This is a genomic window from Neobacillus drentensis NBRC 102427 (genome assembly GCF_001591445.1).
GTDB classification, from domain to species: Bacteria; Bacillota; Bacilli; order Bacillales; family Cytobacillaceae; genus Neobacillus; species Neobacillus drentensis.
Map to the genome: position 1 here is coordinate 1 of NZ_BCUX01000037.1, position 21,029 is coordinate 21,029.

General features: G+C 41.0%; 14 protein-coding genes. 12 read left to right on the forward strand and 2 right to left on the reverse strand.

Annotated features, from left to right (window positions below):
- Positions 1-36: 36 nt before the first annotated feature.
- A complete protein-coding gene (locus tag BDR01S_RS17145; RefSeq protein ID WP_066248922.1) occupies positions 37-747 on the reverse strand; it encodes a hypothetical protein in 711 nt (236 codons plus the stop codon).
- Positions 748-872: 125 nt separating this feature from the next.
- Between BDR01S_RS17145 and BDR01S_RS17150 the strand changes: the two genes are divergently transcribed.
- The 12 genes from BDR01S_RS17150 to BDR01S_RS17205 all read left to right on the forward strand — a co-directional run bounded on the left by BDR01S_RS17150 (position 873) and on the right by BDR01S_RS17205 (position 18,918).
- Positions 873-1,610 carry a gluconate 2-dehydrogenase subunit 3 family protein gene (locus tag BDR01S_RS17150; RefSeq protein WP_066248919.1) on the forward strand — a complete coding sequence of 246 codons (738 nt, stop codon included), beginning with the start codon at positions 873-875 and terminating at the stop codon, positions 1,608-1,610.
- An 18-nt stretch (positions 1,611-1,628) separates the two neighbouring features.
- Positions 1,629-3,344, forward strand: a complete 1,716-nt coding sequence (locus BDR01S_RS17155; RefSeq protein ID WP_066248917.1) for a GMC family oxidoreductase — start codon at positions 1,629-1,631, stop codon at positions 3,342-3,344.
- A gap of 348 nt (positions 3,345-3,692) precedes the next feature.
- Complete coding sequence (locus BDR01S_RS17160) at positions 3,693-8,285, forward strand: S8 family serine peptidase (RefSeq protein ID WP_066248914.1); 4,593 nt, start codon at positions 3,693-3,695, stop codon at positions 8,283-8,285.
- 128 nt (positions 8,286-8,413) lie between these two features.
- A complete protein-coding gene (locus tag BDR01S_RS17165) occupies positions 8,414-8,764 on the forward strand; it encodes an ASCH domain-containing protein (protein ID WP_066248911.1) in 351 nt (116 codons plus the stop codon).
- Between the two features lie 172 nt (positions 8,765-8,936).
- Entirely contained in the window at positions 8,937-10,667 is a 1,731-nt protein-coding gene (locus BDR01S_RS17170; protein ID WP_066248909.1) for an ABC transporter ATP-binding protein, read from the forward strand.
- Positions 10,667-12,535 carry an ABC transporter ATP-binding protein gene (locus BDR01S_RS17175; protein ID WP_066248905.1) on the forward strand — a complete coding sequence of 623 codons (1,869 nt, stop codon included), beginning with the start codon at positions 10,667-10,669 and terminating at the stop codon, positions 12,533-12,535. The genes BDR01S_RS17170 and BDR01S_RS17175 overlap by 1 nt, the downstream gene beginning before the upstream one ends.
- Positions 12,536-12,715: 180 nt before the next feature.
- On the forward strand, positions 12,716-13,921 hold the full coding sequence (locus tag BDR01S_RS17180; RefSeq protein WP_066248902.1) for an MFS transporter: 1,206 nt from the start codon (positions 12,716-12,718) through the stop codon (positions 13,919-13,921).
- 320 nt (positions 13,922-14,241) lie between these two features.
- Positions 14,242-15,414 (forward strand): ABC transporter substrate-binding protein, encoded by a 1,173-nt coding sequence (locus BDR01S_RS17185; RefSeq protein ID WP_066248900.1) that lies wholly within the window; start codon positions 14,242-14,244, stop codon positions 15,412-15,414.
- Positions 15,415-15,587: 173 nt separating this feature from the next.
- Positions 15,588-16,466 carry a branched-chain amino acid ABC transporter permease gene (locus BDR01S_RS17190; protein ID WP_066248898.1) on the forward strand — a complete coding sequence of 293 codons (879 nt, stop codon included), beginning with the start codon at positions 15,588-15,590 and terminating at the stop codon, positions 16,464-16,466.
- A gap of 16 nt (positions 16,467-16,482) precedes the next feature.
- Positions 16,483-17,457, forward strand: coding sequence for a branched-chain amino acid ABC transporter permease (locus tag BDR01S_RS17195; protein ID WP_066248895.1), 975 nt, complete (start codon positions 16,483-16,485; stop codon positions 17,455-17,457).
- Positions 17,432-18,211 (forward strand): ABC transporter ATP-binding protein, encoded by a 780-nt coding sequence (locus BDR01S_RS17200; protein ID WP_066248893.1) that lies wholly within the window; start codon positions 17,432-17,434, stop codon positions 18,209-18,211. Before BDR01S_RS17195 ends, BDR01S_RS17200 begins: the two co-directional genes overlap by 26 nt.
- Positions 18,211-18,918 (forward strand): ABC transporter ATP-binding protein, encoded by a 708-nt coding sequence (locus BDR01S_RS17205; protein ID WP_066248890.1) that lies wholly within the window; start codon positions 18,211-18,213, stop codon positions 18,916-18,918. Before BDR01S_RS17200 ends, BDR01S_RS17205 begins: the two co-directional genes overlap by 1 nt.
- A 48-nt stretch (positions 18,919-18,966) precedes the next feature.
- Here the strand turns inward: BDR01S_RS17205 and BDR01S_RS17210 are convergent, their stop codons facing one another.
- Complete coding sequence (locus tag BDR01S_RS17210; protein WP_066248886.1) at positions 18,967-20,775, reverse strand: TIGR04190 family B12-binding domain/radical SAM domain protein; 1,809 nt, start codon at positions 20,773-20,775, stop codon at positions 18,967-18,969.
- Positions 20,776-21,029: the final 254 nt, after the last annotated feature.

Genomic DNA, 21,029 nt, shown 5'->3' on the forward strand with positions numbered 1-21,029 from the left:
GTCCATACGCCGCTGAGCAGGGCACTTGCGCTTTTCTTACTTTTCCCGCGTCATTTTAACTAGGGTATTGATATCGCTTGAAAGCTTGCTATAAGAAGGAGTTTTAGACTTAATATTTGCCTTTATTCCATCAATGAGCGGTAATGCTTTTGGGTTTGTAACAGTTAAGATTTGTACATGTCCATTAAAGGCTTTATCCATCAACTCTTTGGCTTTATCTAAATTATCGTCATTATTCAGCTTCTCTGGATCAACTCCGTCCAGATTTCCCTTTCCTGAGGAACCAGCAGTGTTTTTTAACACCTTATTTTGAAGCTCATCGTAACGAGTGGAGGTCACCTCTGGTTTTGCACGAGCCAAAATAATGGTGTCATCTAGTACAAATACCTTGATACCTGGAATCCCCTCACCTGATAACCTTGATTCTAAATGGGAGGAAATCCCGCCATCATGGAGGCTGGAACTGCCAATCAAGCTATAGACATTCGTTCCCACCCCGCTTGTTGTTTGACCATTTTTGTTTGTTGTTTCTTTCTTCGCTCGGTCCACACTAGGGATGACATTTACACTTTTCTCATGTCCATGGACATTTCCAGTTCCTTTTTTATTAACAGACGAATCATGATAGTCGAGATTTTCTGCAGCTCCAACCTCATTTCCTTTGATGCTCTGTTGGCCAGAACATGCTGACAGCACTAATAAGGCAGCCATCGGGAACCCCCAGATTTTCCACTTCCGTTTAAACATAAAGTAGCCTCCTTTTTTAAAATGTATTTTCCCCATAAATTTTATAATTATGAATGGATGATTTCGGAAAAAATGAGAAAAATAAATATTATGGGAAATAATGTCGAAAAACTGGAGGTACAAACATGGCTGAAGAAAACAAGGGAAATCCAGAATCATTATCTAGAAGGAAGTTTTTACGGAATACGGGTTTCACTGTTGGCGGACTGGCTGTTGGCGGGGTATTGGGCAGTCTCCTCCCACGTAAAAAGGAAGAAAAGGTAGCACCAGCTGTAAAGGCAGAAAACTTTAATCAGGCATTGATGTATTTTACACCTGAACAGTTTCAGCTGACCGAAGCAGCAACCGAACGAATTTTTCCAGAGGAAGAGTCTGGGCCAGGTGCAAAGGCCCTCGGGGTCGCTTTTTTTATTGACCATCAACTTGCTGGTGATTGGGGCTTTAATGCAAGGGAGTATATGCAGGCGCCATTTTTCAAAGGAGAAAAGGTTCAAGGCTACCAGGGCAGGCTAAGGCGCAGAGATATTTTTGATATTGGCCTGAGGGAGCTTCAAAATCACAGTATGACAGTCCATAAGAAAAAATTCACTGAGCTGAAAGAAGAAGAGCAGGATGCGATTCTTCGCGATTTTGAAGAAGATAAGGTGAACTTAACGACTATCTCTCCGAGTGGATTTTTTCAGATGCTTAGAAGCGCTACACTCGAAGGAGCCTATAGTGATCCACTATATGGAGGGAATAGAAATATGGACGGCTGGAAAATGCGAAACTATCCGGGTAGTCAAATGGCTTACACAGACATTATCGATAAAGATTTTAAGAAAATAAATCCGCAAAGTTTAAAAAATCATCTAAATCACTAGAAAAGGCAGGTGGAAACGATGGCAAGGAAATTACCGAAAGTGGATGTAGTGATTATTGGAGTCGGTTGGGCAGGAGGAATCATCGCCTCTGAACTGACCAAAAAGGGACTTAAGGTGGTCGGTTTGGAAAGAGGCAAGGAAAGAAAAACGGAAGATTACTTTATGGTTCATGATGAATTGCGGTATGCATTGCGCTATGGAATGATGCAAGATCTGTCAAAAGAAACGATTACTTTCCGCAGCACTGAAAAGTTCCGGGCTCTTCCAATGCGGCAATATGGTTCATTTTTAATTGGTGATGGATTAGGCGGGTCTGGCGTCCACTGGAATGGACAAACGTTCCGCTTCCTCCCTTATGATTTCCAAATTCGCAGCCAAACCGTTGAAAAGTATGGGAAAAACAAAATTCCCCCAGGTATGACCATTCAGGATTGGGGAATAACCTATGACGAACTGGAGCCATATTATGATACCTTTGAAAAGATGGCTGGTATTTCCGGGGAGGAAAACCCATTGGCAGGGAAACGTTCAAGCAAATACCCTACTCCGCCGTTGAAGAAGACAAAAGCGATGGAACTATTTACGGATGCTGCAAAAAGATTAAAGCTCCATCCCTATGTCCAACCGGCCGCAAATTTATCTGAATCCTATACAAACCCAGATGGGATTTCAAGGGCTGCCTGTCAATATTGTGGCTTTTGTGAGCGGTTTGGCTGTGAATATGGCGCCAAAGGAGACCCTGTGGTTACCGTCCTACCAGTTGCCCTGAAAACAGGCAACTTCGAAATAAGAACCCACTCCAATGTAAGAAGAATCTTAAAAACGGGGAATAAGGCAACAGGTGTGTTATACACTGATGTGACAACGGGCGAGGAGATTGAACAGCCTGCTGATATTGTCGTTCTAACTGGGTTTGTGTTTAATAATGTTCGACTTTTGTTATTATCAGGTCTTGGTACTCCCTATAATGCAAGTACAGGAACTGGTTCAGTTGGGAAAAACTATGCCTATCAGGTCCGAAAAGGAAATGCAGTCGGATTTTTTGACAAGAAAAAATTTAACTCCTTTGCTGGCGCAGGTGCCTTAGGGATGATTTTAGATGATTATAATGGCGATAACTTTGATCACTCAAATCTAAATTTCATCCACGGTGGAATGATTATCTTAGGACAAACAGGGCAAAGGCCCATCCAAAACAATGTCGCTCCAAAAGGAACACCTACATGGGGCAAGGAATTTAAGCAGGCATCGCTAAAATATGCCAATAGCTCCTTCACGGTTGGCGGAGAAGGTTCTTCGATGGCATTTCAGCATCATTATTTGGACTTAGACCCAACCTATAAAGATGCCTACGGCGACCCGCTAATTAGAATTACGTTTGACTTTGAGGATCAAGACCGTAATATGGCAAAGTTTTTAGCAAAACAATGTTCAGTTATTATGAAGGAAATGGGCGCAGACCATGTCGATTATATGCAGGAATTGGGACCATATGATGTTTCTACCTATCAATCCACGCACAATACAGGCGGTGTTATTATGGGCGATGATCCTAAGACTTCTGCTGTTAACAACTACTTACAAATGTGGGATGTAGATAACCTATTTGTTGTGGGAGCATCTGCCTTTCCCCAAAATGCTGGGTACAATCCAACCGGGACTGTTGGAGCATTGTCCTATCGGGCGGCAGAAGGTATCTTAAAGTACCATGATAAGGGCGGCCAGGTCGTATAAACAAACTGACAGGCTAGTTACGTTAACTTGAAGGAGTACTTATCATTGTACATTAGTATTTACTGCGATCTTATTAGTAGTTAATCTCACCTTTTATAAAAGGTGAGATTTGAATTCCTAGTGAAAAAGACCTAATCTGGTCTTTTTTTTTGTGCTGTTGGAATGATCAACAACTTTCGACAATCTGCGAAATAGGAAGATATTTTGGTGTTTTTGTTATTTGACTATTCCGTAAATTCCGAATAGACTTAATTGTGTGCGTTAATGAGACAAGGGGGGTATTTATTATTTGCTTTATTCTAGTAGAGTAATAAATTACTAGAAGGATAAAAAAAGGGGGAAATGTGGTTGAAAATCAGAAGAATATTACCGTTATTTTTGGTCTTTTTAATGGTATTTGCCAGCTTTGCACAAGCGGCTGCTCCTTCAGGGGCAAAAATTAGCAAAGCTAAAAAGGTAACTGTCACGAATACCTTGAATAAAGTCTCGAAATCAATAAAAGTCAAAAAAACAGAGAAGAATTATAAAAAGTCTGATAAAGTTCGTGTCATTGTTGAGGTGGATGGTGAACCAGCCATTACATATGCAACAAAGCAAGGAAAAAAATATAGTGAACTATCAAAATCAGTAAAATCACAACTGCAAAATAAAATCCAAAATGAACAGCAGGCTGTAAAGAGCCAGATTGCAAAAAAAGCAATTAAAATGCAATACAAACAAAATTTTACTACTACAGTTAATGGATTTAGTGGAATTGTCGAATATGGACAAATTGCTGCAATTAAAACTGTAGACGGGGTTGCGAATGTATCGATTGCAACAGAATATCAACGTCCTGAAATTGAGCCAAACATGAAATATAGTAAAGAAATTGTTGAAGCTCAAAAAGCATGGGAAGCTTATGGCAAAAAAGGTGAAGGAATGATTGTTGGTATTATTGATACCGGAATTGACCCTAGCCACAAAGATTTTGTATTAACCGATGGCACGAAAGCTGAATTAACAAAAGCGGAAGTAGATGCTGCAGTATCAGATAAAGGATTACCTGGTAAGTTCTACACTGAAAAGGTTCCTTACGGCTATAACTATTACGATGAAAATGCGCAAATTCTTGATTTAGGTCCTGATGCTTCGATGCACGGTATGCACGTAGCTGGTACTGTTGCAGCCAATGGGGACGAATCAAATGGTGGGATTAAAGGGGTTGCACCAGAAGCACAATTGCTTGCCCTGAAAATATTTGGTAATGACCCAGAAATGCCATCTACATGGGGCGACATCGAGATCAAAGCAATTGACGATGCAATCAAATTAGGCGCAGATGTTGTCAACATGAGCTTAGGATCAACAGCTGGTTTTGTTCTGCCAGATGCTCCAGAGCAACAAGCAGTTCAAAGAGCGGTTGATAATGGTGTGTTAATGTCTATCTCAGCTGGTAACTCTAACCATTTGGGTGACGGCTATGCAAATCCATTAGCTCAAAACCCTGATTACGGTGTTGTAGGTACACCTGGTAGCGCAAACAGTTCATTACAGGTAGCTTCTCTTGAAAACAACTTTTTGGATCTAGATGCAATTAACTATTCATTTAATGGAACGGAAGCTGGAAAGGCTGTTTTCTTATCAGCAAGCAGAGTAGATCCTTCAACACAATCGACAAAATCATTTGATATTCTTGATGCTGGAATTGGACAAGTATCTGATTTTGAAGGCAAAGATTTCAAAGGAAAATATGCGTTGATCAGACGTGGCACACTCGACTTTGTTGTAAAAACAAAAAATGCACAGGCTGCAGGTGCTGCTGGTGTAATTGTTTATAACAACGTAGATGGCTTTGTAAGTATGGCGACGTCCCCAGAAATTACCATTCCACAATTGTTCATGCTAAAGGCTGATGGGGACCTTCTAAAAGCAGAGCTAGTGAAAGGTACAGCAATAAAGATTGAATTTAAAGGTGACAAAAAGACAGCAACAAACCCTACAGCTGGCCAAATGTCTGGCTTCACTTCATGGGGTGCAACTTCGGGCTTAGATTTCAAACCAGAAATCACAGCTCCAGGTGGAAATATCTATTCTACGTTTAATAACAATCAATATGGTGTTATGAGTGGAACTTCTATGGCAGCACCACATGTTTCTGGTGGATCTGCACTGGTTCTTGAACGCGTGAAAGAAGATTTTGCTAATCTTTCAGGTGCAGAAAAAGTTGGTATGGCAAAAAATATCTTAATGAACACAAGTAAGGTTATTGACGATAAAGGCACATATAATGCGGCTTATACTCACAACCCTTACTCACCTCGTCGCCAAGGTGCGGGTGTAATGCAATTACATGCAGCACTAAGTACCCCAATCGTTGTGACGAATCCTGTAACAAATGAAGCAAAGGTTGCTTTAAAAGAAATTACAGGTAATAAAGCTACGTTTAAGCTAATAGCAGAAAACTTATCCGACCAAGCGGTTACTTATCAAGTAAATGGTAATGTTCAAACGGATTTAGTAATCAATGGAGTCGATACCCTAGAAGCACAAGGCATTTACAAAGCAGAAGGCAGCTTCGACCCTGATACAGGAGTTGGAGAGTTCCCAATTTCATTTAGTTCAAACGGACTTAGTGGAGACCAACTAACGATTCCTGCTAAAGGAAGTGCAACTGTTGATGTAACAGTTGACTTAGAAAACACCATTGATTGGTGGTACTATGAGCCATTAGATACCATTTTCGAAAATGGTTACTTCGTTGAAGGTTTCGTAACTTTAACAGATGTAAGCGATGTTAATCCAACGGTTTCCGTACCTTATGTTGGTTTTAAGGGTGACTGGAATAAAGCACCTATTATCGATTCAATGATTTATGACGGCAAAGATCTTGATTCCTACTATGCTTGGACAGGTATGGTTACAGCTGCAGGCACAGACGAAAAAGGTAATCAGAACTTTAACTACTTAGGTTTTAATCCAGCTGTTTCAGTTGTTGATCTGAAGGATTCAGCGTCCCAAGCACCTAAGTCTGCAAACATTGCGATTTCGCCAAATGGTGACGGTCAAAACGATAATGCGATTCCAATTCTTTCATTCTTACGAAACGCTAAAACAGTAGATTACAAGATTGTTGATAAAGACGGAAAGGTACTTCGTAAAATTAAATCAGATTTACTTGTTTCTAAAAACTTCAATGATGGTGGAAGAGGAGATCAATACCACTTAAATACTGCCAATGCTTGGGACGGAAAAGTGAAGAACAAGGTAGTAGCAGATGGCCAATACTATTATGAAGTTGATGCAACAATTGATTATGCTGGTGCAGAAGCACAGAAGATGACATTCCCTGTTCTAGTTGACACGGCTGCACCAACTCTAAAAGCGAATGTAAGTGGCGATAAATTAACCGTTGAATCAACCGATGTAAATGGTTCAGGTGTTGCTTATTACGATATTACTGTAAATGGAAAATCTGTATATGGTAAAGATGATCTTCCATTAGCAGGTGAAAAAACAGAATATACTTTCAAAGAAGCTCCAGCAGTGAATTCAACTGTAGAAGTCGTGGCCTATGACTTTGCTGGTAATGCTAGTAAAGTAGTATTAGAAGGTGCGAATGACAAAACGATTCCTTATATCCATGTTACTTCCATCGGAGCGACAGGAATCTACAAAACTCACGAACTTCCAGTTGAAGGGTATTTAACGGACGATTCAAACATTCGTGATTTTACAGTGGATGGAAAGCCAGTAGAATTAACATTTAACAAAGAAAAAGCACGTTACGAATTCAGTACAAAAGTAACTGTAGCAGCAGATGGCGTCCACAAAATTGAAATTAAAGGGACAGATGTTGCTGGAAATGAAATTTCCTACCTAGTTCGTGATCTCATCGTTGATACTACTGCACCACAAATCAATGTTGATGTTCCGACTAAAGTTAAAAAGGATGTAAGCTCAGTTGACCTAAAAGCAACGATTTCGGATAACTTTGATAAAATTCGCTACTTTGTTGATGGCAGCGAAGAATTCTTTAAAGATACCAATACAGATCATTTTGAGATGATTGGTGTTAGCAAAGATGTCACTACTAAACTTGATATTGAGCCTGGTAACAATACCTTTATGCTTGAACTTGTTGATATCGCAGGCAACAAGACAACCAAAGAAGTAAATATCTTCCGCGGCGAATCCAAATACAAAGTGAAGTTCTACAACGGCAACACGGTTGTGAACACCACTGACGTTGTCGAGGATTCGAAGGTTGCAGTTCCAACTTCTCCAACTAAGTCTGGTTATACTTTCTTTGGCTGGTATAAAGATGCTAGCTTCAAAACAAAATTTGACTTTAATGCGCGGATTGTGGCCGATACAAATGTCTATGCACGTTTTGTTAAGAACCCTTCAGCTCCAACATCAGTAAAAGCAGCTTCTGCGGGCTATAATAAAGTAACAGTGAGCTGGGACAAAGTAACTGGGGCAACTGGTTATGACATTTATCGTTCTGCTTCAAAAACTGGTATCTACAGTAAAGCAGTAACAGTCAGTGGCAGCAGTTATTCCAATAGCAGCTTAACTACTGGTCAAACCTATTACTATAAAGTCGTTGCTTATAGCACGGTTGAAGGTAAAAAACTATCAAGTCCTTATTCCAGTATTGTAAGTGCCAAGCCAGCACTTTCTACACCAACAGGCGTGAAGGCTGAAAAGGCAAGCAAGACTTCGATTAGGGTAACTTGGAGTAAGGTAAGCGGAGCGAGCGGTTATGAGTTGTATCGTGCCACTTCAAAAACTGGCGGCTACACGAAGGTAAAAACTACTTCTTCGACAAGCTATACCAATAGCAAATTAACAAAGGGTAAAACATATTACTATAAAGTAAGAACCTACCGTACAGTAAACGGTAAAAAGGTTTACAGTTCATATTCAAGTATTGTATCGAAAGGGTTAAGTAAGTAATCAGCGGCAAAATGAAACGCTCGGAAGTGTTTTAGTCCGAGCGTTTTTTCTTCGCTTGTTTTATTTATTTTTATTAAAGTTAATAATAGTGTTAATATTGATAAATGATTATGAAGGAGGAATTAGTGATGATCAAAAATGAAAATAACAATGCCTTACCGGAAAAAACTTGTTCGGTTGAACGCTTAATAACAATGGAATCTGATGTAAAGAAAGTCCTTGCCGGTGAAAAAACAGCAACACGCCGCAATGGCCGATATGCCGACCCAGGTGAAATCATGACTCTGGAAGGCCGTGAATTTGTTGTTGAGAATGTCTACTCCCAAGCTTTAGGTGAATTAACGGATGATGATGCACGCCGTGAGGGCTTCGAGTCAGTTGAGGAATACAAGCAATCCATTCTTGCCTATCATCCGGGCATGCCGTGGCTGCCACAAATGCGTGTCTGGGTTCATGAGTTTAGCCCGGTTCAAAAATAGGATAGAATTGACCGTGGTCCATTTTCAGAAATGGACCATTTTTTTATTGGCAATTGTCAACTAAACCTAAGGAAAAGACTCATCCAATTGCAGTTTAATTATTTGGTTAATCAAAGTAAAAAAATTTATAATGTTCTTAGAGAAAGATTTCCGACTGGCTGGGAGTGGTAGGATGACATTTTTATCAAAATACATAAAGAAATATTGGAAGTCTTTTTGCATCGCTGTTTTTTTCCTTACCATAGAGGCCGTTAGTGACCTGATGCAGCCAACGATTATGGCAAAAATTATCGACGAAGGGGTTGCAAACAAGGATATCCATTATGTGTTAAAAATGGGCGGTTTGATGCTGCTTATTACAGCATGCGGGGCGATAGCTGCTTCTACGAGAAGTGTGGTCGCCAGTATTGTTTCCCAAAGCTTTGGGACGGAGTTACGGTCTGACTTATTTAAAAAGATCCAAACGCTCTCCTTTAAAAATATCGATAAATTTGACCGTGCTTCGCTTGTGACCAGGCTGACGAATGATGTCACCCAAGTTCAAGTGTTTGTGAATGGCTTAATGCGGATATTCGTCAAAGCCCCGCTGTTGGCACTAGGCGGTTTAATTATGGCGATGCGCTTAAACCTGCAGCTCTCGGTTGTTCTGGCGGTTGTGGTCCCGATTGTTGCCCTGTTAATTATCTTTAACTTGCGACTGGGCTTTCCCCGTTTTTCTCGTGTCCAAAAAGCATTGGACCGCGTGAACAGTGTGATGCGGGAGTATTTATCAGGTGTCCGGGTGGTAAAGGCGTTTAATCGCTTTGATGCAGAGGTTGGCAAGTTTTCAATCGTGAATAATGATTATAAAAATCAATCCATTTCCGCCAACCGCTTAATGGCGACATTTAGCCCTTTAATTATGCTGACCGTCAACCTTGGGATTGTCGTTGTCCTATGGATCGGCGGCTATGGAGTGAATAGCGGTTCTATTCAGGTGGGTCATATCATTGCTTTTATCAACTATATGACACAAATTTTATTTTCACTGATGATGATCTCGATGGTCTTTAATATGTTTGTCAGGGCAAGGTCCTCGGCTGGGAGAATTGATGAAGTATTTTTACAAGAGGATTCCTTTTCTTCGGATGATAATCAGAATGTAAATTTCATCGAAAGAGGCAGAATTGACTTTGAAAAGGTCTCCTTTACTTATGAACAAGCAACAGGCGAGCCCATCTTAAAAAATATTAATCTCACAATTCTGCCAGGTGAAACCGTTGGAATTATTGGATCGACGGGATCGGGAAAAAGCACGCTAGTTGGACTAATCCCCCGCTTCTATGAAACGGTGAGCGGTACGATTAAAGTAGATGGAATCGATAGTAAACGGGTTAGTCCGAAAACATTACGAGAGAAAATTGCGATGGTACCGCAGAAGAATATTTTATTCACAGGAACGATCGAGGAAAATATCCGCTGGGGTAAGGAAGATGCCTCCGATGCGGAAGTGGTTTCTGCAGCGACAATTGCGGGGGCGCATGATTTTATCATGGCGTCACCGGAAGGTTATCAAACAAGAATTGGTCAGGGCGGCGTTAATTTTTCCGGCGGGCAAAAGCAACGGATTTCCATTGCCAGAGCCTTGGTGAAAAAACCAGAGATATTGATTTTAGATGATAGTACAAGTGCCGTTGACGTCGCCACCGAGGCGAGAATCAAAGAAGATTTGAAGACCTATGCCAAGGGTCTGACTTGTTTATTGATTGCACAGCGGATCACGTCGATTATCGATGCCGATAAAATCGTTGTCCTCGACCGCGGTGAACTGGTTGGAGTCGGAACCCATCAGGAGCTGTTGAAGGATTGCAGCATTTATCAGGAAATCTATCAATCACAAGTTGGCAAGGAGGTGGAGCAATAATGTCAAAGGGAAATGTACAGACGGAAAGTACTCCCCCTACTCCTCCCCCCATGAGACCAGGCGGCTTTGGCGGTGCGCATCGCCGCGGACCCGGGCCGGTGGTAAAGCCAAAGAATTTTAAAGGAACCTTAAAAAGGCTTTGGCAATACTTCGGTAAGGAACGAAAAATGCTCAGCTTCATTTTTATCTTTATTGTGTTGGACTCAAGTTTGATGCTCCTTGCCCCCTTCCTGATTGGGAAAGCAATTGATGCAATGCGCATGGATGGTGGAAAGGTCGACTTTGGCTTTCTAGAGATCATGATTGTCATTTTGGTGGCTGCTTATGTGATGGATAGTCTGCTTACTTTTTTACAAGGCTGGCTGATGGCGGGTGTATCCCAGCGAATCGTCAAAGGCTTACGGGATGCCCTTTTTAAAAAATTGCAAAAGCTCCCGGTCTCCTTTTTCGATTCACGGTCGCACGGTGAATTAATGAGCCGGTTATCTAACGATGTTGATAACGTTAGTAATACAATCTCGCAGTCGACGACACAATTAATGTCAGGGGTGGTCATCCTTTCCGGATCGTTAATCATGATGCTATGGTTAAGCCCTTTGTTGACACTTGCCAGCTTAATCACCGTACCGCTCGTCTTTATATTAACAAAGACCATCGCAAAGCGGACGAGTGCTCTTTTTAAAAATCAGCAAGTAGAGCTTGGAAAATTAAATGGACATATTGAGGAAACCATTTCTGGAATTGAAATTGTTAAGGCCTTTAATCATGAGGAAAAGGTCATCGAAGAGTTTGATGTGGTCAACACGAGACTGCGTGAGGTCGGCCTTAAGGCGCAAATCTGGTCTGGTTTTTTGATGCCAATCATGAACGTAATCAATAACTTAGGCTTTGCGGTCGTCGCGGTTGTGGGCGGAATCCTTGCAGTGAAAAGCATCATCACCGTAGGGGCCATCGCCAGTTTCATTACCTACTCCAGGCAATTTGTCAGACCGCTTAATGATCTGGCCAATATCTTCAACATTCTTCAGTCCGGTGTTGCCGGGGCAGAGCGTGTCTTTGAAATCATCGATGAAGAAGAGGAACCGCTTGACTCACCTCAGGCCATTTCCTTGGAAAGACCAAGCGGACATGTCGTTTTTGAAAATGTCAGTTTTGGTTATCGGCCCGATGTACCAATTTTAAAAAATGTCAGCTTTGAGGCAGATATCGGCAGCAGTACCGCTCTAGTTGGTCCCACCGGCGCGGGGAAAACAACGATTGTGAACTTGTTGACAAGATTCTACGACGTGACAGGCGGAAGAATTCTCTTGGACGGTCATGATATCCGAGAATATACAAGAGACAGTTTGCGAAGATGTTTTGGATTTGTTCTCCAGGATACGTATTTATTCTCCGGGACGATTAAGGAGAATATCAAGTATGGAAATGCGGAGGCGTCAGATGATGAGGTGGACCGTGCGGCGAGAATGGCCAATGCCGATACCTTTATCAAGCGGCTGCCAAACCAGTATGAGACGGTTCTGTCTGAAAATGGCGGCAATATAAGCCAAGGTCAGCGGCAGCTCCTGGCAATTGCGAGGGTCATCTTAGCTAAGCCCTCTCTCCTCATCTTGGATGAAGCGACAAGCAGCATTGACACGAGGACAGAGCTTCATATTCAAGGAGCCTTGCTCACGTTAATGGAGAATCGGACCAGCTTTATTATTGCCCACCGCCTCAATACCATCCGCGATGCGGACACCATCATGGTGATTGATCAAGGGGAAATTATCGAAAGTGGCAACCACGAGACATTAATGAGCCTGCAGGGCAAGTATTACAGTATGTTTTTTAACCAGTTCAAAAACGTCGAAACGGGTTTGGATTAGGGATAAAAAGAGAGACTGGAGATCCAGTCTCTCTTTTTATGAGCTTTTTTTCTAAAATATTAATGACAACTGTAAAGACAGTTGTTAGAATACTTATGGGTTAAAAGATTATTCTCGTACCTAAACGAAAGAAAATTAGGGAATAATGTAAGAAATTAGCGACAACATAGGGGGATTTACATGAAAAGCAAAAAGGAAATTTCAAGCCGGAAACTGCTTGGTATTGCCGGGATGGGCTGGATGTTTGATGCCTTGGATGTCGGCATGCTCTCCTTCATCATCGCCGCCTTAAAGGTAGAATGGGACCTGACTCCTGGGCAGATGGGCTGGATTGGGAGTATCAATTCGATTGGGATGGCAGTTGGTGCACTTATCTTTGGCTTAATGGCAGATAAAATAGGCCGTAAACATGTATTTATTATCACATTACTCTTATTTTCGATTGGGAGTGGTCTTTCCGCGATGACGACCACATTAACCGCCTTTTTAGTGCTGCGATTCTTCATTGGAGCAGGCCTTGGAGGGGAACTTCCTGTAGCCTCGACACTCGTATCAGAAAGTGTCCCTGCTGAAAAGCGCGGCAGGATTGTTGTTCTGCTGGAAAGCTTTTGGGCGGGCGGCTGGCTAGTGGCAGCTATTATTTCGTATTTCATTATTCCAAAATTCGGATGGCAAATAGCATTAATTATCAGTGCGGTTCCAGCTTTGTATGCCCTATACTTACGCTTGGGGCTTCCGGATTCACCTCGTTTTACGGCAGTTAAGGAAAAGGAGAAAATTTCCGCTTTCCAAAGCATAAAGAATCTATTTGCTAAGAACTATCGGCGTCAAACGACAATGCTTTGGATTTTATGGTTTTGTGTCGTTTTCTCTTATTATGGAATGTTTCTATGGCTGCCAAGTGTGATGATTATGAAAGGGTTCAGCTTAATTAAAAGCTTTGAATATGTACTCATCATGACGCTGGCACAGCTGCCGGGCTATTTTACAGCTGCCTGGTTTATTGAAAAATTCGGCCGTAAGTTCGTTTTAGTGGTCTATTTAACTGGTACGGCAATAAGCGCTTATTTCTTTGGTGCAGCAGAATCAACGGCTTTGTTGATGGTCTCGGGAATATTATTATCATTTTTTAATCTAGGTGCATGGGGCGGCCTTTACGCATATACCCCCGAACAATATCCAACGATTATTCGTGGGACAGGCTCTGGTATGGCAGCAGCGGTTGGAAGGGTTGGCGGCGTGTTAGGACCACTATTAGTTGGTAATCTTGTCGCCCGGCAAGTATCAATTTCAACCATCTTTATGATCTTCTGTATCGCTGTCTTAATTGGGGCAATGACCGTTTTTGTATTGGGAAAAGAAACGAAGAATACAGAATTAGTATAGTAATAACTCAAAGGAGATTCCCAATTTTGGAGTCTCTTTTTTTATATATTCAACATTGAATCATATTTAACCAAAATATTAGAAAAAAGGAATTTATTTTCCTAATGAAAATTAAATCCTTTTCAACTTTACTGGAATAAAGCCTTTTGGTGATTAAAATTCATATATTTGCTATATTGCAAATTATCTTAAAATAATTTACAATATCACTAGACGAGCCCCCTAAATATTTTGTATAATGTTTTCAGAATATTATCTTTTTTTAAAACAGTTAGACAAAGGTGTTTGGGAAAATTTTTTTAAAAAACAGGGGGTAAATCATGAGGAAAAAGAAATTAGCTGGTGTCTTTATGTCGTTTATGGTTGCAGCAGGGGTGTTGGCAGGATGTAATTCAAGTGCTAGTGGTGATGGGGAAAAAGGCGGCAAGATTAAAATTGGTGCAAACCTCGAACTATCTGGCGGAGTAGCTTCTTATGGTCAATCAGCAAAAGAGGGTATTGAATTAGCCATCGAAGAAATCAACAAAAAAGGGATTAATGGCAAAAAGTTAGAATTAGTGACGGTTGATAATAAGTCTGATGCAGCAGAGGCCACAAATGGTGCTCTAAAACTTGCCACTCAGGATAAAGTTGTTGCAATGATTGGTGCGGCAACAAGTACAAACACACTCGCACAAGTGCAGATTGCTCAAGATAATAAAATTCCATTAATCACACCAACGGCAACAAACGCGACGATTACAAATAAAGACGGAAAGGTAAATGACTTCGTCTTCCGGACATGCTTCATTGACCCGTTCCAAGGTACAGTTGCAGCAAATTTCGCTTCCAATGATTTAAAGGTTAAGAGTGCGGCTGTTCTAATTGATAGTTCAAGTGACTACTCTAAAGGCCTTGCAGCTTCGTTTAAAAAGAATTTCGTGGCCAATGGCGGCAAAATTGTTAAAGAAGAAGCATATGTGGCAAAGGATACAGATTTCCGTGCAACCTTAACTAATATAAAAGCAGCAAATCCGGAATATATATTCGTTCCTGGTTTCTATGAAGAAGTTGGTTTAATTGTCAAACAAGCTCGGGAGATTGGCTTAAATGTACCAATCATGGGTGGTGACGGTTGGGACTCTCCTAATCTAGTAAAAATTGCAGGTAAAGATACTCTAAATAACACATTTATTACCAACCACTATTCATCGGGTGACAGTGATAAGAAGGTTCAAGACTTTGTTGCAGCATTCAAGGCAAAATACAATGGTAAATCTCCAGATGCCTTTACAGCTCTAGGTTATGACACAGTGTACTTCCTGGCAGATGCGATTAAACGTGCTGGAAGCGGTGATTCTGAAAAAATCCGCAAGGCGCTTGAAGAAACAGATGGATTACAGCTTGTTTCCGGAAATGTGAAGCTTGATAAAAACCATGATCCAATCAAAGCCGCTGTTATCCTTGAGTACAAAAACGGTGAACAACAATTTAAGACAAAAATCAATCCTTAATGAAAAGCTTGTCATGGTGCTAGACAAATTTTTATAGTTTGCCAGAGGGATAGGGAGCGAGACGTCTCCCTATTCTACTTTATTAAAGAAATGCAAGTTTCCCAACATGCAAACATTGTTTAACTGTATTTAAAAAAAGATACGTGAAGTCGGTCCAAAGGAGTGTATGACAGATGGAAGTAATTCAGCAGCTTGTCAATGGAATATCCTTGGGTAGTATTTATGCACTAATCGCCCTAGGGTACACAATGGTATACGGTATAGTAAAATTGATTAACTTTGCTCATGGAGATATCTTCATGGTCGGTGCCTTTATAGGTTTTTATTCAATTACGATTCTTGATTTAGGGTTTTTCCCAGCTTTACTTATTTCAATGGTTGCTTGTGCCATCTTTGGTGTATTAATCGAGAGGATTGCCTACAAACCTCTTAGAAATGCGACTAGAATTGCCGCTCTAATTACGGCAATCGGAGTTTCACTATTTATCGAATATGGAACCATTTATGCGCGTGGTGCCCAACCGGAAGCTTATCCGGATGGAGTTGTTTCACTGAAGAGCTTAGAGCTTTTTGGAGTGAAAATTAGCGGTCAGTCCATTCTTATTTTAGGAACATCTTTATTCTTAATGATCTTATTACAATTTATCGTTCATAAAACAAAGATTGGTAAAGCGATGCGGGCTGTATCACACGATATGGATGCTGCTAAATTAATGGGGATCAATGTGAATAATACAATCTCAGCAACCTTTGCAATTGGCTCTGCCCTTGCAGGAGCAGCTGGTGTGATCTTTGGTGTCTACTACACAAAAATTGAGCCACTAATGGGAATTATTCCAGGGCTTAAAGCGTTTGTTGCCGCTGTTTTAGGCGGTATCGGAATTATCCCTGGTGCGATGGCCGGCGGTTTAGTATTAGGCGTAATCGAGTCACTTGTCAGTGCAGCAGGCTATTCTCTCTGGCGTGACGGTGTAGCATTTGTCGTCCTAATCTTAATCTTAATCTTCCGTCCAGCAGGTTTATTTGGTAAAAATATCAGGGAAAAGGTTTAAGGGGGGTCTTTTAGCGATGAATATATTGAAACAAGCAAAGTTTTTCTGGACCTCGATTGTTTTAGCCATTGTTTTTTCGGTTATTATGCAATTTTTAATCACTGGTGGCACATTGAACCAGTTTTATGTAAACACACTATTTTTTATCGGTATTAATATTATCTTAGCTACAAGTCTCCATTTGATTATCGGGATTACAGGACAATTTTCAATTGGACATGCAGGGTTCCTTGCAGTTGGCGCTTATGCCTCAGCGATTATGACCATGAAACTGGGCTTGCCATTTCCAGTTGCAATCCTAGTTGGCGGTTTGGCAGCAGCAGTGGCCGGGTTGATTATTGGGATTCCAACCCTAAGACTAAAAGGAGATTATCTTGCCATCGCTACACTTGGTTTTGGAGAGATTGTCAGAATTGTCTTTTTAAATATTGATTATGTCGGCGGTGCAAGCGGGATGACAGTCTCCCATTTAACAACGTGGCCATGGCTGGTTGCTTGTGTTGTGTTGACCGTTGTAGTCATTGCGAACTTTACTAACTCAACACATGGACGAGCTTGTATTTCAATCAGAGAGAATGAAATTGCCGCAGATGCGATGGGAATTAATACAACCTTTTATAAGGTTACAGCCTTCGCGATTGGTGCCTTTTTTGCAGGAATTGCCGGTGCCTTGTACGCGCATAACTTTTATATCATCCAACCTACAAACTTTGGCTTTTTAAAGTCATTTGATATTTTAATCTTTGTTGTACTAGGCGGGTTAGGGAGTATGTCAGGAGCCGTTATTGCTGCCATCCTGTTAACGATTATTTCAACTTACCTTTCCAGCTATCCGGAAGTACGGATGGTTATTTACAGCCTTGTCCTTATCACGATGATGCTTTTCCGTCCACAAGGGCTGCTCGGTACAAGAGAAATCACCTCATTCTTTAAAGCTGGTAAAACTGCTAAAGGAGGAGTACAGCATGACGACAAAAAAACAGTTGCTTAAAGTAGAAAATGCCGGGATCCGTTTTGGCGGACTAAAGGCTGTTTCAGATGTAAACCTGGAATTAAAACAAGGTGAACTTGTCGGTTTAATAGGACCGAATGGTGCAGGTAAAACGACATTCTTTAACTTATTAACAGGTGTTTATGTTCCGACCGAAGGAAGCATTTCGCTAGATGGCGAAAAACTAAACGGACAAGCACCTTATAAAATTACGAAAAAGGGTATTAGCCGGACGTTTCAAAATATTCGTTTGTTTAGTGAACTTTCTGTTCTCGATAATGTAAAGGTAGCCTACCATTCGCTAGCCAAGCATTCCATGTTGAGCTCCATCTTCCGCCTCCCCTCCCACTTTTCTGGTGAGAAGGAAATGGAGGAAAAGGCGATAGAATTCTTAAAGATCTTCAACTTGGAAAAGTCTATGCACGAAAAGGCAAAGAACTTACCATATGGTCAGCAGCGTCGTCTTGAAATTGCCAGGGCCTTGGCCGCTAATCCGAAATTATTGCTACTCGATGAACCGGCTGCCGGGATGAACCCGCAGGAAACAGAAGAACTAATGAATTTGATTGCGTTAATCCGCGAGCGATTCTCGTTAACGATCCTTTTAATTGAACATGACATGCTGCTGGTTATGGGTGTGTGTGAGCGAATTTATGTGCTTGACCATGGGCAATTAATTGCAGACGGCACTCCAGAACAAATCAGAAATAATCCAAAAGTCATCGAGGCTTATCTTGGAGAGGAGGTCTCCTAATGCTAAAGGTTAATGATATAAATGTATATTACGGAAATATCCAAGCATTAAAGGGAGTTTCCCTTGAGATCCATCAAGGGGAAATTGTCACACTGATTGGCGCTAATGGCGCGGGGAAAAGTACGCTCTTACAAACGATTTCTGGATTACTAAAGCCGAAAAATGGTGAAGTTGTCTTTGATAATGAACATGTGGCTGGCAAGGTTCCTCAATTAATTGTTAAAAGAGGTATTTCGCAAGTACCGGAAGGACGCCGTGTCTTTTCAAATATGTCCGTTGAGGAAAATCTTGAATTAGGAGCCTACCTTCGTAAAGATAAAAAAGGCATTCAAGAAGATTTTGAAAAGGTCTACCAGCTCTTCCCACGTCTCTTGGAGCGCCGTAAGCAGCTATCTGGTACTCTTTCAGGCGGAGAGCAGCAAATGCTTGCCATGGGCCGGGCATTAATGGCTAGGCCGCGTCTATTACTGTTAGACGAGCCATCCATGGGTCTTGCTCCACTGTTAGTAAAAACAATCTTCAAGATTATTGAAGAAATCAATAAAACAGGCACAACGATTCTATTAGTTGAGCAAAATGCGAATATGGCGCTTTCAATTGCCGACCGTGCCTATGTTATTGAAACGGGCAAAATTGTTGCCTCAGGTACAGCTGAAGAACTAAATCAAAGCGACCAAATAAGAAATGCCTATCTTGGCGGGCACTAATCCGCCTGAAAAAGGAGTTGAGGGGAATCCCCTCAACTCCTTTTATGATTAGATTTTCATTTTTCTCTGTTCAGGATCAAGCTGGAATTGCTGACGGCGCTGCGGTTGTAATAGATGTCTAATCTTGTTCGCATAATCTTCATAGAGCTGTTCGAGGCCGACTAATGTAAGTGAAAAGAAGTTAGCGTAATTTTTAGGTGCTTCCCACTTCAACTCGTTCTTTCCACAAATGCTATATTTATTTAACTCCTCAATCTCCTCACGAATTTTTGCTAATTCATCAGGCTGCTGCTCTTCAGGCAGGGAGAGAACATAATCAATTTTTTCAATATAATCAATTGATTTCTCGATTTTCCACTTAATTTCTAGATAGCCATCCTCATCAATCAGACCGTATTTTAATTTGAAATCATTTAGTAGTTGAGCTGATTCATAGGTTGAGTTAACAATGTCATCACGGGTCATATCTTTTGTTTCATAGCTAAGCATATGCTTCCATGAAGGCTGGCAAATTGCCTTGCGATGATCTTCGAGAGTAAGGCAGAACTTTTTATAGCCGTGCAGTTCGGGATTTTCAAACGCAGGGCTTGCAGGATCAAGGAATGGTGCAAGCGGTGCAACAAAATAGAAAATCCGTTTGTCTTTATTGCAGGCAAGATGAATCTTTTCACAGAAATTGATGTTTTCTAAGGCACTGTTATAGGTCTGTCCGGGAATCCCAACCATAAAGAATAAATCAATTTTTTTACAGCCATGCTTTAGGGCAAAATTAAGTGTATCGATGACTTTTGGGTTGGTACAATTAAATTTCCCGTTATAGCGTCTGATTTTTTCATCATGTGTTTCAAGCGTGAGTTCAATACTGTAATTTGGAACACTATCATTCATTTGTTTAAAGAACTCTTCGTCTGCATACTGGAATAATTCAAAAACAATCTCATTTTTAAGATGAAGTTCCTTCAGCCGGCTAAAAAATTCCTTCACGTAATCGCGTCCACCCTGGCGCAGGTCATGTAGAATAAAAATCGGTGCCCGGCTAAAGCGTGAAATGAATTTAATGTCCTCAATGAGTTTTTCAGGTGACCTTAATGCAAGCGAGCTCCGGTTGCAGTTTTGATCATAGGCATCCTTGGAACCGCCGCAGATGAGACAATTTTGTGAGCAGCCTCGCGCTGTCAGTAAGGCCGTATTCGGATATTGAAGCCAGCCGTTGTACGGCAGCGGATCAAGAAAATTCCGATATTTAAAAACAGAGCGGATCGCATAGCGATAGCCAGGTACGTCAAGATCATCTAAATCCTTTGGAACATAGGTAAGCGGATTATAGCCAATGTCGCTCCCCTTCTTCCAAGTTAAATTGGGAATGTCAGCATAGTGGGTATTCCCTTGTTCAATTTTATTCATCAAAAGAAGCATTAGCTTTTCGGTTGAATCGCCGCGCATGACAAAGTCAATGCATGGATATTCAATGAGCTCTTTATGATAATAGGTGGATGATAGTCCGCCGAAAATAACGGGTGTATCGGGATGTAGTTTTTTGACGATTTTTGCTAATTCAATACTGCCGTGTGCATGTGGGAGCCAATGAAGATCGATCCCGAACGCCTTGGTGTTAATTTTCCTTAACTTCGCTTCGACATCAAATTTGTCACTCATCAGCATCCGATTGGCGATATTAATAATTTTAACCCGAAGGCCGTACCTTTCTAGATATTCAGCAATACTGGTGATTCCAATCGGGTACATTTCAAACACAGGTGATGATGGAACCACATCACTAATGGGGCCGGCTAGCAGGGAGCTTTTTCTAAAATCATAAACACTTGGTGCATGTAACAGGACTAAATCGTATTTCATAGACTCCACCTCAAGTAGATTAGTTTGGGGGTATTAGCTTTTTTTCTTTTGTATAGTTAAATGTGATTGTTTGTGAGGAATTTCACATAAGCAATTTAGTAATAGTGAAAATGAAAATAATTCTCTATTTTGGGAATGTAAGTAAATTATTATTGTTAGGTTAAGTGTACTATAATAATGGTTTAATAGAGTGACAAACGGGTGACAGATTTTGGGTGATTTTGTGTAATTTCTGCTGTTCCAGTATGCTGATA

Excerpts from the sequence above, each read along its gene's own strand:
- BDR01S_RS17145 (WP_066248922.1), bottom strand. The coding sequence starts at position 747 with ATGTTTAAACGGAAGTGGAAAATCTGGGGGTTCCCGATGGCTGCCTTA.
- BDR01S_RS17150 (WP_066248919.1), top strand. The coding sequence starts at position 873 with ATGGCTGAAGAAAACAAGGGAAATCCAGAATCATTATCTAGAAGGAAG.
- BDR01S_RS17155 (WP_066248917.1), top strand. The coding sequence starts at position 1,629 with ATGGCAAGGAAATTACCGAAAGTGGATGTAGTGATTATTGGAGTCGGT.
- BDR01S_RS17165 (WP_066248911.1), top strand. The coding sequence starts at position 8,414 with ATGATCAAAAATGAAAATAACAATGCCTTACCGGAAAAAACTTGTTCG.
- BDR01S_RS17170 (WP_066248909.1), top strand. The coding sequence starts at position 8,937 with ATGACATTTTTATCAAAATACATAAAGAAATATTGGAAGTCTTTTTGC.
- BDR01S_RS17175 (WP_066248905.1), top strand. The coding sequence starts at position 10,667 with ATGTCAAAGGGAAATGTACAGACGGAAAGTACTCCCCCTACTCCTCCC.
- BDR01S_RS17180 (WP_066248902.1), top strand. The coding sequence starts at position 12,716 with ATGAAAAGCAAAAAGGAAATTTCAAGCCGGAAACTGCTTGGTATTGCC.
- BDR01S_RS17185 (WP_066248900.1), top strand. The coding sequence starts at position 14,242 with ATGAGGAAAAAGAAATTAGCTGGTGTCTTTATGTCGTTTATGGTTGCA.
- BDR01S_RS17190 (WP_066248898.1), top strand. The coding sequence starts at position 15,588 with ATGGAAGTAATTCAGCAGCTTGTCAATGGAATATCCTTGGGTAGTATT.
- BDR01S_RS17195 (WP_066248895.1), top strand. The coding sequence starts at position 16,483 with ATGAATATATTGAAACAAGCAAAGTTTTTCTGGACCTCGATTGTTTTA.
- BDR01S_RS17200 (WP_066248893.1), top strand. The coding sequence starts at position 17,432 with ATGACGACAAAAAAACAGTTGCTTAAAGTAGAAAATGCCGGGATCCGT.
- BDR01S_RS17205 (WP_066248890.1), top strand. The coding sequence starts at position 18,211 with ATGCTAAAGGTTAATGATATAAATGTATATTACGGAAATATCCAAGCA.
- BDR01S_RS17210 (WP_066248886.1), bottom strand. The coding sequence starts at position 20,775 with ATGAAATACGATTTAGTCCTGTTACATGCACCAAGTGTTTATGATTTT.